The following is a 13,817-nucleotide window of genomic DNA, read 5'->3' on the forward strand; positions in this document are numbered from 1 at the left end:
ATTTAAATAACTATCTCATAGTCAACTTTTCTATTGTCTCTCATTCTGGAGTCCATATCCACCAAATCATAAACCAGGGGATTTGCAATAAGCATCATCCAGATTTCATATGTGGTTTTAACGAAATCATCATTTAATTTGATGTGGTCATGCACAATAGGGCATTTGTATGGAAATTCTGACTCGTCAAAAATCAGATGAAACTCACCCTTTTTGTTTAGGTGGGGTATAAGTGGAAATGTTCTGCATTGAATAGGTCGGATTGATCTGTCACATTTCGGAGGATTGGTGCATTTTACAAGATATATCTGTCCTTTCCATGAGTGAGGATATTTGATTTCTGATGAATCTATGTAGTAAAGTTCAAAATCAGGGGAATCCTCATACATAAGCTCCTCGCCCGGAAGCAGGTAAAGTGCCAACTCCTCGTTTCTGTAGTCTTCGGCATCATAAACGCAGCATACTTCACCACAGAGCTTTCCACAATCAAAATCAACAGGTGTGACACTGTCGAGCCTTTCATAAATTCTTTCAATTGACCTTTTCATTTCGCCGGCTGTAATTTCCATAAGTTTAGTATTTATTTTAAAAAATATAAATGTTATAACTGATGAATTTACCAATAAACATTATCATAGGAAATGGAATATCTCTTGTTGCAGGAATTTTTCTTGTTTTGAGCATGGTTATAAACAATGAAAAGGAAGCATACAAGTATCAGTTTTTGAATGCTTTTGTGTTGATGATTTCTTCCGTTTTCTTTTTTTCCTGGACAGGTGTGACCACAATGGCTATTGCGGCTACAAGAAACATGATGGTCTACAAGGACAGGCTGACATTTAACTGGGCAGTCTTTTTTATTGTATTGTCGGTAGTTTTGGGTTTGCTGGTAAATACTATGGGTTTTATAGGATTGCTTCCTATAATAGCAATAGTTCAAATCACAATATGCAACTATGTGCTTAAGCAAATAAAATGGATAAAACTTAGCTTTATAGTAAACGAGTTCTTCTACATTGTTTATTTCTTGGCTATATTGGATTTTTCATCTTCAATAATAGAAATAGCAACTGCAGTCATCGGACTGGTGTCTTTTTTCAAACTAATGTGGGACGAACATCACACTAATGCCAGTTAGTTTTATTAATAATGCAAAATAATGTAAAAATAATATTAAATTCGGTAAAATAAGAGGTTAAATATGGAGATTAGGCTTGAAGAGGAAAAAGATTTTCTGGAAGTTGAAAATATGGTTAGAAATTCCTTCTGGAATATATATCGACCGGGTGCATACGAACACTACATTGTACACAATCTAAGGCAAGATGAAAGCTTCATCAAGGATTTGGCTTATGTCATTGAAAAAGACGGTAAAATCATAGGCCATATCAATTATTCAAAAGGCAAAATCCAATATGAAAATTGCCTTAAGGATGCAGTCGTATTGGGTCCGGTAGCTATAGATGATGAATATCAAAGCCAGGGATTGGGTACAAGTCTGATTGAATACACACTTGAATTGGCTGAAGATTATCATTATATTTTTGTAATAGGTGATGAAAACTATTATATGAGATTTGGCTTTGAACCTGCATCAAAATATAATATTTTTCTGGACGGAACAGATTTCAATAATGAAAATCCGTTTTTCATGATAAAAATATTTGATTCAGATAAAATTACAAACGATTTAGGGATATTCCATAATCCTGATGTATTCAATGTTAATGAAGATGATGTTGATGAATTTGATAAGAACTTCGAGTTTAAGGAAAAATTGGTTTTAGAAGGGCAGTTGGGTGTTTAAATGAAATATGTAATAATAAATGGATCTCCAAGAAAGAAGAATACATGGGCAGTTGTTAAACAAATAAAAAAAAGTTTGGATGGGGAATTTGAAGAGATACAGTTAATTAAACAGGATATTCCAATATGCAATGGATGCTTTAAATGTTTTGATGGAGAAGAAAATTGCCCTCACTTTGATAAGGTCAATCCGATAGTGGAAAAGCTTAAAAAAGCAGACGGTTTGATAATAACATCACCTGTTTATGCAATGAATGTCACTTCACTTTTAAAAAATTACATTGACCATACTGCATATCTATACCACAGGCCAGCACTTTTCAAGTTAAAGGGATTGGTGGTAGTGACTACTGCAGGTGCAGGCCATAAGGATGTGGCCAAATATATGGATGAAACATTAAGGCACTGGGGTGTAAATAAGGTTTATAAATTGTCCTTTGCATGCGGGAATGAGGGTATTGATATTAAATCCATTGATAAAGTAGCTAAAAGGTTTAGGGATGATGTTGAATCCGGCAAGTTACATTCTCCAAAAATCATGGATGTAATTTTTTATAATGTCTGGAGGAGATTTGCCCTAGATGAAAACCATATTGAAAGGGATAGAAAATATTGGCGCGAAACAGGCTTGATAAATCATGATTTTGCACCAGAAGTTAAGTTGGGAATATTTAAAAAGTTAATAGCAAAAATAATGTTCAATTTATTTAAAAAAATGTTTTAAATAAGAGTGATACAACTCTTATTTACTGTTTTCACTATTCATTAGCTAACTTTTTCAGTTCATCACCTGTTAGGTGAAAAACATTCCAGTCTTTTTGCTTTGCACCTAAAGACAGGTAAAAGTCAATGCTTGGTTTGTTCCAAGAAAGACAAGTCCATTCGAATCTGCCATAACCTCTCTCAACAACAATCTTAGCCAGCTTTTTAAGCATTGCCTTGCCGTAACCTTTTCCCCTGTATTCCGGATCGATGAAAAGGTCTTCCAGATGAAGGTTTACATTGCCAATGTATGTGGAAAAGCTCAAGAAAAACAGGGCAAATCCTATTACAGTGTCATCTTCAAGAGCAAAAATGACTTCTGCATGATGCTTTTCAAAAACCCAGTATCTGATGTCTTCTTCAGTGGCTATCACTTCATCCAGTCTTTTTTCATAATCGGCAAGTTTTTTAATGAATTCTAAAATCAGACTAACATCTTTTTCTTCGGCGTTTCTAAAGGTTAATTGAGACATATATTTATTTTAGTAGGTTTTATTAGATATAGTAATATGTTTAGAAATATGAGAAGACAAGGCCAAAGGCTCTCAAAAGAGGAATGTGAAGAGATACTGACAAATCAACCTAGGGGCGTTTTAGCGCTGTTGGGAGATTATGACTATCCGTATGCGGTTCCCATGAGTCATGTTTATGAAAACGGAAAGATTTATTTTCACGGAGCCAAGAAAGGCCACAAAAATGATGCCGTAAGAAATTATTCCAAATGTTCCTATTGCGTTTTGAATGAAGGTGTAAAAGCCCCTGACAGCTGGTGGTATACCTTCAAAAGCGTCATTGCATTTGGAAAGATTAGGATATTGACAGATAATGATGAAAAAATAGAAGCACTAACCTATTTGGGAGACAAGTTCTTTCCAACCCATGAAGAAACAGTTGATGAAATCAATCGTCTTTTAGAGAAAACAGAAGTGTATGAGATAACAGTTGAACATATGGACGGTAAGGTAGTAAAAGAAAAATAAGAAAAAATTGATAGTAAAGATACTATCAATCTGGTCTGTCGGTATTGAATTTGTCGCTTGACTTGATACCAACAAGTGAAGCGAAAACTGAAAGCACACATGCTATTGTACAGATTAAGCATATTGTTTGTGATGCCTGTACAATCATGCTTGCGTATTCAGGAGCCAGTTCCAGACTGCCCATCACCCATGCAAATATCAGTGTCAATAGACCTAAACTCATGGTTTGACCTATTGTTCTCATTGTTGCCTGTGACGCTGATGCTGTTGGTGCATCTTTCGGCGGAACTGAACTCATGATTGCGTTCATGTTCGGGCTTGAGAAAAGTCCCATACCTACACCCTGAAGCACCATTGCCAATATTACTACATAAAGTGGTGTGTCGCCGTTTAGGAATGTCAGTATTGCCAGTGCAACCGCTGCAATTCCAATGCCTATTGCGGCCAATTTTTGCGGATGAATCTTATCTGACAATTTTCCTGAATTTGGAGCCATCAGAGCCATTATTATTGGTGTGATTATCAGTATCATTCCTGACATCTGTGCGTCCCAGCCCCTTACGTATTGGAAATGATAGTTTAGGATTGTTGTAACGACCATTATGGCAAGATAGCTGCACAGCGCTGCAATGTTTGATGATGTGAACTTCTTGTTTTTAAACAGGTTCATGTTAAATACAGGTGATTTCTGTTTCAGTTCATACCATCCGAATATTATAAGCAAAATCACGCCGGCAACTGTCAATATTTTTCCTGTTGTTGTAATCAGTGTTGTAAATCCATAGATGAATGCCAGAATGCCTATTGCATATAATACTGATCCGACTTTATCGATTTTGTCCTTTTCATATGTTTTCCACTCTTTAGGTATTTTAAGAACCATTAAAATTATGCATAGTACTAAAAATGGAATCACAAAGTAAAACATTGATCTCCATCCGAAATTATGTACCAGAAATCCGCAGATTACAGGTGAAAGTGATGTTGCAAGATATACTCCGGTTACTGTAAATCCAAGCGCTTTTCCTCTGTTTTGTGGTTTGACTGCCTGAACCACCATTGCCATTGCAGATACATTCAGAAATGCCATTCCTGCTCCTTGAACTACTCTAAAAAATAAGAATGTTTCTGTTGAAAATGAAAGGCATGCTCCTATTGAACCTATAAGGAATACGATGATTCCCGCAAGAAGTGATTTTTTCACTCCGAATTTTCCTGAAATCTGTCCTGCAGGCACTGTAAAGACTGCAACTACAAGAAATAGAATTGTCGGAATCCAGTTTTGGATTACATTGTTCATTGCAAAGTCCTGTGCAATTGCCGGGACTCCAATAATGACTCCATTTGATAAAAATACTGCAAAAAATGATGTAATAAATGATACAAATACTACAACAGTTTCTAAATCTAATTTCATATTATCCCTCTTTTATTTTTTTTATTGATTAAATGAATCTTTTGAACGTATGCCTACAAGTGATGCAAAGACTGCTATTATGCAAATCACCGTACAAATTATGCAAACAAATTGTGATGCCTGAACGATCATGCCGGCATATTGCGCTGAAAGTTTAAGGCTGCCCATTACCCATGCAAACATGAGAGTTAAAAGCCCAAGACTCATTGTCTGGCCTATGGTTCTCATTGCTGACTGTGCCGCTGAAGCGTTTGGAGTTTCTTTCGGTGGAACTGAACTCATTATTGCATTAGTATTTGGTGTTGTGAAAAGTCCCATTCCGATTCCCTGTAAAACCATTGCGACTACAATAAGATAAATTGGAGTGTTTGCATCTAAAAATATTAAGATCACCAGTGTCACAGTTGCTATGGACATTCCTATGGCGGCTAGCTTTTGAGGATGTATTCTGTCAGAAAGCTTTCCTGAATTCGGAGCCATAATTGCCATTATAATGGGCGTAATTATCAGTATCAAACCGGATAGCTGTGCATTCCATCCCCTGACATACTGGAAGTGATAATTCAGGATTGTTGTAATTGCCGCAATTGCAAGGTAGCTGCACAGAGCTGCAACGTTTGATGATGTGAACTTCATGTTTTTGAATAGTCTCATGTTGAATGCAGGAGTATTCACTTTAGTCTCATAATATGCAAAGACAATCAGCAGAACGAAACCTATGAGTGCGCAGGCCTTTCCGGTAATGTTCATTAAACTTGTAAATCCATAGATGAACAGGAGGATGCCGATTCCATAGATTATGTATCCGATAGAGTCAATTTTATCGTTTTCATAGGTCTTCCAATCTCCGGGGATTTTCCAAATCATGAGTGCAATGCAAACTACAAAGAATGGAACCACAAAGTAAAACATTGATCTCCAGCCAAAGTTATATACCAAAAATCCGCTTATCACAGGAGATAGTGAACCTGCCAGATATACTCCTGTTACTGTAAAACCCAAAGCCTTTCCTCTGTTTTGAGGTTTGATTGCCTGAACAACCATTGCCATGGATGCGACATTTGAAAATGCTCCTCCTATGCCTTGAATTACTCTGAAAAATAAAAATGATTCTGTTGAAAATGACAGGCATGCTCCAATTGAGGCTAAAAGGAAAACCAGAACTCCGGCTATAAGTGATTTTTTTACTCCGAATTTTCCTGAAATCTGACCTGCCGGAAGTGTAAATACTGCTACTACAAGTAGCGCAATTGTTATAATCCAGTTTTGAACGATATTGTTCATTCCAAATTCACTTGCTATTGATGGAACTCCCAAAACGATTCCTGCAGATAAAAACACTGCAAAAAATGCGGTTATAAATGATACAAAAACAACGTAGGTTTCCAAATCCAATTTCATAATATCACTCAACAAGTTTCATTCCATTAAGGGCAATTTCAATTATTCTCTTTTTCAAGAGGTAATCGTCTTCACTAATTCCAACCTCTTTTTCCCAATCCTTTGAGATTTGTCTGATTTTTGGAACTATATCATTGCCCCTTTCAGTCGTAGTCAACATGTACTTTCTTCTGTTATTCGGGTCGATTTGTCTTTTGATGTATCCGTCGTCCTCGAATTTTCTCAATACTTTTGCGATATTTCCTTTGCTTTGCCCGAACATGTTCACCAGGTCCTCTTGAGAACAGTTCGGATTGTCAAATATGAATATGATATATCTCATATTGTGGTCAAAATCAAGTCCGTCCAGTTTGGATTTCATATATTTCTGCTGATTTAGCGATATATTATGAATCCATGCAATAAAAGGAGAATTATCATACAGGTTCTGATTTGTATTTTCATCCATAGCTTCACCTGATTTTAAATATGTATTGAATATATTATAAATGTTTCTAATGAAACAGTTTATAATGAAACAAAAATATGAAAAATAATTTTAATGACTTTTTAAATATATAATATTAATTAACAATTTTTTGAGGAAAAAACATGGCTAAAATGGAAATTGAATTAACAGAAGAGCAAATTGAAAAAGTTAAACATTTGCAAGCAAATGACATCACTGTTGGTGACGCTATTGATAAACTTTTTGAAATGAAAGAAAAGGCATGGCCTGAAATATCTGAAATTGATGAGGAACAAATTTCATTATTTGAAAAAGTTAAGGAAAGCACATTGGATGTTGACAATAAAGCTGAAAATTTAGATGAAAACTATGGGGATTCCGATAAGTCCTATGAAATGAAAGTTCAAGACATTAAACATAAAGTCAGTTGGGCTAAAGATTTCTTCAATTACTAAATTTTAAGATTATTTGTGATGATAATCTTTAAATAGTCAACAGCTGAGTCTCAACGATTTGGTTGTTACTATTTTAAAAATTTAATATGTCTATTTCTTGATTTGTTATGGAAAAATGACTGCAAATATTAAATATTCACATTATCATTAAAATTTCAAATTAAAGTTCCCACTTTTCTATTTTAAAATAATAATAAAAATATCCCTGGTGAGTAAATGTCATTTAGTTTAGAAAGCATTGGAATGGAACCTGGAGCAAGATATGAATCAATCTACACCACCATGAACAGTGAGGGTGAAATCAACGCAGCTCCGATGGGTGTAAAATGCATAAATGATTATGATGTGGCGGCACGCATATTTGACGGAAGCAAAACATTGGAAAATATAATGCATACCAATCTTTTTGTCGTAAACATCACTGAAAATCCAAAAATATATGCTGATGCCCTTTATGGAAACCTGGAAAATCTAAAATTGGTGAAAGATGACGACATTGCATATCTTAAAGATGCAGATGCATACTTCATTTGCCTTGTAAAATCAATAGAAGAGCTCACGGCTGAAAAGGATCATGTCAATGAAGGGTCCAAAAGCTATATCGTAACTGCAGAAAACATTAAAATAAACATCAACAGAAAAGGTGCAAAGGCACTTAACAGAGGTATATATTCATTTTTGGAATCATTGATTGACTACACTAGAGTGGACATGATTGATGACGACAAAAGAGAGGAGTACAAAAACCGCTTTTTGGAAAATGAAAGAGTCATCGAAAGAGTGGCAGAAAAGGACGTAAAACAATCAATGGCAGAATTAAGGCAAAAGATGATTGAAAAAGGATTAGACTTATAGGTGATACTATGGATAATAAAGAAAAAGTAATTGAAGCATTCAAAAATTCAGAAGAACCTTTAAACGCTAAAAAAGTCAGTGAACTTTCAGGCGTCGAGAAAAAGGAAGTAGACAAAATAATGAAAGAATTGAAAAAAGATGAAACAATTGTTTCACCAAAAAGATGTTATTGGACATTGAATGAATAATAACATCATTATTTTTTTATTTTAAACCGTCACCTCCATATATAAACTATATATTCTTTTTTAAACAAATATTATCTAGAGGTTAAAAAAATGGATTATGATGTAATTTATATTGGAAGTGGAAATGCTGCTTGGCAAGGTGGCCGTTTTTTAAGAAAAGCAGGCCTTAAAATATTGATTGTTGAAGAAAGCCTATACGGAGGTGCATGCGCAAACAGGGGTTGCAACTCAAAGGCACTTCTTGATGCACCATATGAAATCAAGGCCCTGGCTGACAATTTTGAAGGCGTTGGAAAATCAGGCGATTTTGATGTAAACTGGCCTGATTTAATGGAGTACAAAAGAAAAAGAATCGCCGGAATGTCTGCATTTTTAGACGGCAAATTCGATGAATATGATTTGGATGTGGCTCATGGAAAAGGAGTCATACTGGATGACCACACGGTGCAGGTAGCTGACAAGACCTTTACAACAGATAAAATAGTAATATGTACTGGACTTAAGCCTGTAATTCCAGAAATTCCTGGAAGCGAATACCTCCATGACAGCACAGACTTTCTGGATATTGAAGATCTTCCAAAACACGCAATCATCATTGGCGCAGGTTTTGTGGGAATGGAATTTGCATCAATACTTGCAGAAGCAGGTCTTGAAGCGGATGTAATCATCAGAGGAAACATGGCCTTAAAATACTTCCATCAGCCTTATGTGGAAAAGGTAATCGAAATTCTAAAAGAAAAAGGCATCAGATTCCATTTTAACCAAACAGTAAACGAAATTATTAGTAACATCGAAATTGATAATCCGGAAGCCAAGGTGCTTAATGTTGCATCAGCCCAAAATGCAGATGAATATCTCAGAGATCCTGAATCCAAAATGGACAACAGGGCTTATGAAAACGGATTTACAGTCAAATTAAGTGGTGGCGAAAGCATAACAGGAGATTATGTCATAGCTGCTATGGGAAGAACAGCCAATGTAGAGGACATTGGTCTTGAAAATGTTGGATTGACCTATACCTCCAAAGGGATTAAAGTAAATGGTCATCTGCAAACGGAAGTTCCAAATATCTATGCATCAGGAGATGTTGCTGACACTGGAATTGCAAAGCTTGTAACTGTCGCAATACATCACTCAAAATATCTTGCAAAGGAACTTTTGGGCGAAGCTGATGAGATAACATATCCAGTTGTTCCTGCCGTGGCATATACCATTCCAAGGATTGCTACAGTGGGTGTGCCTGCATATGTTGCTGAAGACAGTGATGAATATGAAGTTCACACAATAAGATACGGCAGGTCATATTCCTTGGAGCTTAAAAACGATTTGACTGCTGAGGCAAAGGTCATTGTGGATAGGGATTTGCAGATTGTCGGTGCCGAGATATATGCAGCTGATGCTGAAAATGTTGCAAACATGTTTGCGTTCATCATAAACAAAAGGATAACTCTTGAAGAGCTTGATTATATGATTTATGCATTTCCGTCAAGCAGTTCTGTGTGCTTATACAAGTTGCACAACATCCACTATAAATTCTAAGCAGTCAATTATTTAAAACAAGGATTTTTCATGATAAAAAGAGATTATATATTAATTATAATATTGCTGGTTGTTATTGCAGGGATAATGATGGCTATCATACACATGCCTCACTCCGACAACAATCATGCTGCAAACGGATCTGCGCCAAATCATGAAGTTCTTGCAAACGATACAATCGGTTCGGTTGAGGTAATAAGAAACATTGGAAATCCGAATGGTGCAAAAATAGCATATGTTGTCGGTGTTCATCCGCTTGAAAATGAAACCCACAGGACATTGCTTAAGATATTGCCTAATTTGTCCAATCTTAACTATTGCTATGACATATATATCATAAATGTAACAAGCGATATAGGTTATTATGGTGACGGTTCATCAGACAACAGTCCCGGCAGACAAAACGGACAGAATCTGGCCTTGAAATACGTATATCCGCAAATTTTAAACGGAAACTATAAGTTGGCAGTTGACGTTCACTCAAATGTAGGAGCATACGAGTATAGGACATTTGTCTTCAGCCCAGTCAAGGAATCATTGGCCAGCCAGTACGCTCAAACAGTTGCAGACAACTCACAAAACATTTCATATTATGCTCCCCAATCTACAACAAGCGGACCTTACCTTACAGTGCCTTTAAATGAAAATGGAGTTCCTGCATTTTACTTTGAGGAGTACAGCTTCGCACCACAGAGCGAAAAGGACTCTCACATGATGGAACTTATTTATGCAATCGACAGTCTGAATTTCAGCTAAAAATAGTGATTAATATGAATAGAAAAATAATATTGCTGATAATTGTTCTCTTGATTTTTAGTGTTGCCCTTTTCACCCAAATCAAAACGGTCCATGACGACAATGATGAGTTTAAAATAACTCATGAAATCATAGCAAATGACAGTTTAGGATCTGTGGAGGTTATAAGAAACATTGGAAATCCGAATTCTCCTAAAATTGCTTATGTTGTAGGGGTTCATCCTCTTGAAAATGATACCCATAATACATTTCTAAAGATTCTGCCCAATTTGACAAACCTGAATTACTCATATGACATATATGTTATCAATGTCACTCTTGATTTTAGCCAATATGGGCAATTGCTGCCTGATGATGAGCCTGGAAGGCAAACAGGTCAGGAATTGGCGCTGAAATATGTATATCCTGCAATATTGAATGGCAGTTATGAATTGGTGGTTGATGTCCATGCACACGGTGGAGCATATGGAGACCATAACACATTTGTATTCAGTCCTGTTGAGGGATCTTTAGGCGAAAGCTATGCTGTGGCGGTTTCAAATGACACTGAAAACGTTTCATATTACAATCCGCAATTCACTACAAGTGGACCTTACCTTACAGTGCCTTTAAATGAAAATGGTGTTCCTGCATTTTACTATGAGGAAAACAGTTTCTTTTCACAGGACATCAAGGATGTGCATATGCTTGAGCTGATTTATGCAGTCGATAGCTTAAAGTTCAATTGAAGGTCGTGGTAGAATTAAGTTAAGTTATGAATGTGGAGCATGTATCATGAGGCAGGTTGGGGAAGTCCTTGACCTTTCGACAGATGATGAAAAATTGAAGTTCGAATTGATGCAAAATTGCATAGAATATATGTCAGAAAACTTCAAAAAGGATTCACAACCCAATAAACTTGCAACAGAAGTTAACCAATACATCAAACAGAAGACCCAATGCAGTGATGCATATATTAGAGAAAAACAGATCAGCAATGAAATTGCATTGTCAATTCTTCCGGACATTAAGGATATGATTAAAAGCAATGATGATTTAGAAACTTATGTAAAACTCTCCATTGTTGGAAATATATTGGATTTTGGAGCATACAGTCCGAGCACTGATTTTGAAAAGTTGATTTTGAAAAATTTAGGCAAAGATTTAAGCATCAATGACACTCAACAATTGGAAAATGCACTCAAACATTACAGTGATTTATTGTATTTGGTTGACAATACAGGAGAAATAGTCTTTGACAGGTTGCTCATTGAAAAAATCAGGGAGTATGATGTGAATGTTACAGTTGCAGTTAAAAGTTCACCGATTGTAAATGATGCTTGCAAAAAAGAGGCAATTGAAGCGGGACTTGACCAACTGGCGGAAATTGTCACTGTTGGAAGCGATATGGGTGGAATTGTTGAAGAAATGTTTTCCTGTGAGTTTAGGGAAATCTTTGATAGCAGTGATTTCATAATATCAAAAGGAATGGCAAACTATGAAGGATTGACAGAAATGAATCTTGAAGGAAAAGATGTCTTTTCACTTCTTTGCTGTAAATGCAAACCTATTTCTAAAAGTCTGTCAGTGGATTTAAATTCTTTTGTTGCAAAAAAGATTTAATCTTTATTTTTGATTAAATCTTTCAATTCATCTAATTTGGCATCCATCTGATTAATTTTATCATCATTATCCTTCAATTCATCTAATTTGACATTAATCTGATTAATATTATCGTCATGTTCTTTTAATTTTGAATTGTAATGTCGTATGAGTATTGCTGCGGTTAGTGTTGCAGTACCTACGCCGGATAATATGTAACCCGCCCAAACCAGGAGTATTGCATCTATTTTTCCTAGAATTGTAGACCCTAAAACTGCATATCCATTACTTGTAAATGCATTTGAAACCATCACTAATGAATCCAGTGCATTCACGCCCTCCACTATCTGGGTAAATAGGAAGCTGAGGAATATAATAATGAACAACAATATGATTGTTATTCCCAAACCGTTGGATTTGGTATACATTTTGAACTTATCATAATATAGTTTAATCAAGTAAATGAATATAGGCACATGGAGTAAGTCAAGAAATCCAACTAGACTGTAGCGGAATAGGATATATGTTAGGGAACCGAATGGGATTAATAATAATACTAAAATTTTATTTTTCAGTGTTGATTTGTCTAATGTGACTGCAACATATAATGAAAGGAAAATATCTAATAATGCCAGATAGATTACATCATTTTTAGGCATTATTAATGAATATAATATGTTGATGAAGAACAGTGCCATCATTATCAAATAGAATATCTGTTTTAATGAATGGATTTCCTCATCCGGAAAATATTCCTTAGGATTCAAAATCCTATATGATTTTTTACCTAAATAATCACGAATAATTTTAATGATTCCCATCAGAATTAAAAAAATTGCAATTTCGGCTATAGCTTTTAAAATTTCTATTTGCGTATATACCATTCAAACACCTAATTATATTATTTATGATTGAAAGTATTAATAGTTAGTGAACAATTTATTTTTCTCTATTATTTCATTAAATTATTTTTAGACCAATGATACGCTATTCTTGGTGAATCTCGGACATATATTATTCCACATTTCTGAAAGCCATTTTTCTCTATCAGTTTCTGCATTATATTGTTGCTTTCATGTGTGTCTATACGGATGTTGTTGCATATATTCTTGCAGTATTCAATAGCACTGTTGAATATTCCACCTACTTTGCCATCACCTGCAATTCTATGTATTGTCACATATTCATCATCATTGAGCCATTCACCGTTTTCAATATTTTCATAAGTCGGTTCATCACCAAAAACAAGTGCAAAAACACCATGAATTATATCATTTTCATCGCAAATGATATTGCAAATGCCACTTTCAATATCTTCTTTGATTAACTCAAGACTTGGATATGTATGGCCCCACTGGTTGGGATTTCCATTTTTTATCATGAAATCCTGCGCAATCCTGTAGATTTCCATGATATCATCCAAATCATTAGCTGTCGCTTTTCTAACTTTCATTAATGCACTTCCTAAATTTTAATAAATTAGCATAATTGAGTGTTGGCAGAAATTATTTGATTTTGAACATTTTTCATTTTCTCCTTTTGATTTTTTAGGACTTTTTTTAAGTTAGTGATATGAACTGTATTACACTAATAACTGAGTATAAATCCATTTTATTCTCTTTAATGAGA

18 protein-coding genes are annotated in these 13,817 nt (G+C 35.2%); 11 read left to right on the plus strand and 7 right to left on the minus strand.

The features are described from left to right. Positions 1-2: 2 nt before the first annotated feature. Positions 3-569, minus strand: coding sequence for a hypothetical protein (locus IJF99_RS06290; RefSeq protein WP_292793201.1), 567 nt, complete (start codon positions 567-569; stop codon positions 3-5). A gap of 41 nt (positions 570-610) precedes the next feature. Between IJF99_RS06290 and IJF99_RS06295 the strand changes: the two genes are divergently transcribed. The 3 genes from IJF99_RS06295 (at position 611) to IJF99_RS06305 (ending at position 2,530) form a co-directional block, all read left to right on the plus strand. Then, a complete protein-coding gene (locus IJF99_RS06295) occupies positions 611-1,138 on the plus strand; it encodes a YgjV family protein (RefSeq protein WP_292793203.1) in 528 nt (175 codons plus the stop codon). 63 nt (positions 1,139-1,201) lie between these two features. After that, positions 1,202-1,807: a GNAT family N-acetyltransferase gene (locus IJF99_RS06300; protein ID WP_292793205.1), complete on the plus strand. Its 606-nt coding sequence runs from the start codon at positions 1,202-1,204 to the stop codon at positions 1,805-1,807. Continuing rightward, a complete protein-coding gene (locus IJF99_RS06305) occupies positions 1,808-2,530 on the plus strand; it encodes an NAD(P)H-dependent oxidoreductase (RefSeq protein WP_292793207.1) in 723 nt (240 codons plus the stop codon). A gap of 34 nt (positions 2,531-2,564) precedes the next feature. On the opposite strand, the gene IJF99_RS06310 is transcribed toward IJF99_RS06305, so the two are convergent. After that, on the minus strand, positions 2,565-3,041 hold the full coding sequence (locus tag IJF99_RS06310) for a GNAT family N-acetyltransferase (protein ID WP_292793209.1): 477 nt from the start codon (positions 3,039-3,041) through the stop codon (positions 2,565-2,567). A gap of 48 nt (positions 3,042-3,089) precedes the next feature. Here IJF99_RS06310 and IJF99_RS06315 point away from each other — a divergent pair, with 48 nt between their 5' ends. After that, positions 3,090-3,548 (plus strand): pyridoxamine 5'-phosphate oxidase family protein, encoded by a 459-nt coding sequence (locus tag IJF99_RS06315; RefSeq protein ID WP_292793211.1) that lies wholly within the window; start codon positions 3,090-3,092, stop codon positions 3,546-3,548. Between the two features lie 25 nt (positions 3,549-3,573). Here IJF99_RS06315 and IJF99_RS06320 read toward each other — a convergent pair whose 3' ends face one another. From IJF99_RS06320 to IJF99_RS06330, 3 genes are read right to left on the minus strand one after another with little or no spacing between them, the layout of a single operon-like run. Further along, on the minus strand, positions 3,574-4,965 hold the full coding sequence (locus IJF99_RS06320) for an MFS transporter (protein WP_292793213.1): 1,392 nt from the start codon (positions 4,963-4,965) through the stop codon (positions 3,574-3,576). Between the two features lie 21 nt (positions 4,966-4,986). Further along, positions 4,987-6,366 (minus strand): MFS transporter, encoded by a 1,380-nt coding sequence (locus IJF99_RS06325; RefSeq protein WP_292793215.1) that lies wholly within the window; start codon positions 6,364-6,366, stop codon positions 4,987-4,989. Between the two features lie 4 nt (positions 6,367-6,370). Then, positions 6,371-6,814 (minus strand): MarR family transcriptional regulator, encoded by a 444-nt coding sequence (locus IJF99_RS06330; protein ID WP_292793217.1) that lies wholly within the window; start codon positions 6,812-6,814, stop codon positions 6,371-6,373. A gap of 143 nt (positions 6,815-6,957) precedes the next feature. Here IJF99_RS06330 and IJF99_RS06335 point away from each other — a divergent pair, with 143 nt between their 5' ends. The 7 genes from IJF99_RS06335 to IJF99_RS06365 all read left to right on the plus strand — a co-directional run bounded on the left by IJF99_RS06335 (position 6,958) and on the right by IJF99_RS06365 (position 12,209). Further along, positions 6,958-7,269, plus strand: a complete 312-nt coding sequence (locus IJF99_RS06335; protein ID WP_292793219.1) for a hypothetical protein — start codon at positions 6,958-6,960, stop codon at positions 7,267-7,269. 216 nt (positions 7,270-7,485) lie between these two features. Further along, positions 7,486-8,124: a DUF447 domain-containing protein gene (locus IJF99_RS06340; RefSeq protein WP_292793221.1), complete on the plus strand. Its 639-nt coding sequence runs from the start codon at positions 7,486-7,488 to the stop codon at positions 8,122-8,124. Between the two features lie 8 nt (positions 8,125-8,132). Further along, complete coding sequence (locus tag IJF99_RS06345) at positions 8,133-8,312, plus strand: MarR family transcriptional regulator (protein WP_292793223.1); 180 nt, start codon at positions 8,133-8,135, stop codon at positions 8,310-8,312. A gap of 90 nt (positions 8,313-8,402) precedes the next feature. Beyond that, the gene (locus IJF99_RS06350; RefSeq protein WP_292793225.1) at positions 8,403-9,851 is read left to right on the plus strand and encodes an NAD(P)/FAD-dependent oxidoreductase; all 1,449 of its coding nucleotides are present in this window, start codon (positions 8,403-8,405) and stop codon (positions 9,849-9,851) included. Positions 9,852-9,881: 30 nt separating this feature from the next. Beyond that, on the plus strand, positions 9,882-10,607 hold the full coding sequence (locus IJF99_RS06355) for a hypothetical protein (protein ID WP_292793227.1): 726 nt from the start codon (positions 9,882-9,884) through the stop codon (positions 10,605-10,607). A 14-nt stretch (positions 10,608-10,621) separates the two neighbouring features. Continuing rightward, the gene (locus IJF99_RS06360) at positions 10,622-11,335 is read left to right on the plus strand and encodes a hypothetical protein (RefSeq protein ID WP_292793230.1); all 714 of its coding nucleotides are present in this window, start codon (positions 10,622-10,624) and stop codon (positions 11,333-11,335) included. 13 nt (positions 11,336-11,348) lie between these two features. Next, positions 11,349-12,209, plus strand: a complete 861-nt coding sequence (locus IJF99_RS06365) for an ARMT1-like domain-containing protein (protein ID WP_292793237.1) — start codon at positions 11,349-11,351, stop codon at positions 12,207-12,209. On the opposite strand, the gene IJF99_RS06370 is transcribed toward IJF99_RS06365, so the two are convergent. Both IJF99_RS06370 and IJF99_RS06375 read right to left on the minus strand, forming a co-directional pair. Continuing rightward, positions 12,206-13,072 (minus strand): hypothetical protein, encoded by an 867-nt coding sequence (locus IJF99_RS06370; protein ID WP_292793233.1) that lies wholly within the window; start codon positions 13,070-13,072, stop codon positions 12,206-12,208. The genes IJF99_RS06365 and IJF99_RS06370 overlap by 4 nt on opposite strands. A gap of 68 nt (positions 13,073-13,140) precedes the next feature. After that, complete coding sequence (locus IJF99_RS06375) at positions 13,141-13,641, minus strand: hypothetical protein (protein WP_292793235.1); 501 nt, start codon at positions 13,639-13,641, stop codon at positions 13,141-13,143. Between the last annotated feature and the right edge of the window lie 176 nt (positions 13,642-13,817).

This window comes from Methanobrevibacter sp. (assembly GCF_017406825.1).
Lineage (GTDB): Archaea > Methanobacteriota > Methanobacteria > Methanobacteriales > Methanobacteriaceae > Methanocatella.

Coding starts and splice junctions, on each gene's coding strand:
- IJF99_RS06290 (WP_292793201.1), bottom strand. CDS start 569: ATGGAAATTACAGCCGGCGAAATGAAAAGGTCAATTGAAAGAATTTAT.
- IJF99_RS06360 (WP_292793230.1), top strand. CDS start 10,622: ATGAATAGAAAAATAATATTGCTGATAATTGTTCTCTTGATTTTTAGT.
- IJF99_RS06315 (WP_292793211.1), top strand. CDS start 3,090: ATGAGAAGACAAGGCCAAAGGCTCTCAAAAGAGGAATGTGAAGAGATA.
- IJF99_RS06335 (WP_292793219.1), top strand. CDS start 6,958: ATGGCTAAAATGGAAATTGAATTAACAGAAGAGCAAATTGAAAAAGTT.
- IJF99_RS06350 (WP_292793225.1), top strand. CDS start 8,403: ATGGATTATGATGTAATTTATATTGGAAGTGGAAATGCTGCTTGGCAA.
- IJF99_RS06305 (WP_292793207.1), top strand. CDS start 1,808: ATGAAATATGTAATAATAAATGGATCTCCAAGAAAGAAGAATACATGG.
- IJF99_RS06325 (WP_292793215.1), bottom strand. CDS start 6,366: ATGAAATTGGATTTGGAAACCTACGTTGTTTTTGTATCATTTATAACC.
- IJF99_RS06320 (WP_292793213.1), bottom strand. CDS start 4,965: ATGAAATTAGATTTAGAAACTGTTGTAGTATTTGTATCATTTATTACA.
- IJF99_RS06310 (WP_292793209.1), bottom strand. CDS start 3,041: ATGTCTCAATTAACCTTTAGAAACGCCGAAGAAAAAGATGTTAGTCTG.
- IJF99_RS06345 (WP_292793223.1), top strand. CDS start 8,133: ATGGATAATAAAGAAAAAGTAATTGAAGCATTCAAAAATTCAGAAGAA.
- IJF99_RS06375 (WP_292793235.1), bottom strand. CDS start 13,641: ATGAAAGTTAGAAAAGCGACAGCTAATGATTTGGATGATATCATGGAA.
- IJF99_RS06355 (WP_292793227.1), top strand. CDS start 9,882: ATGATAAAAAGAGATTATATATTAATTATAATATTGCTGGTTGTTATT.
- IJF99_RS06330 (WP_292793217.1), bottom strand. CDS start 6,814: ATGGATGAAAATACAAATCAGAACCTGTATGATAATTCTCCTTTTATT.
- IJF99_RS06300 (WP_292793205.1), top strand. CDS start 1,202: ATGGAGATTAGGCTTGAAGAGGAAAAAGATTTTCTGGAAGTTGAAAAT.
- IJF99_RS06340 (WP_292793221.1), top strand. CDS start 7,486: ATGTCATTTAGTTTAGAAAGCATTGGAATGGAACCTGGAGCAAGATAT.
- IJF99_RS06295 (WP_292793203.1), top strand. CDS start 611: ATGAATTTACCAATAAACATTATCATAGGAAATGGAATATCTCTTGTT.
- IJF99_RS06370 (WP_292793233.1), bottom strand. CDS start 13,072: ATGGTATATACGCAAATAGAAATTTTAAAAGCTATAGCCGAAATTGCA.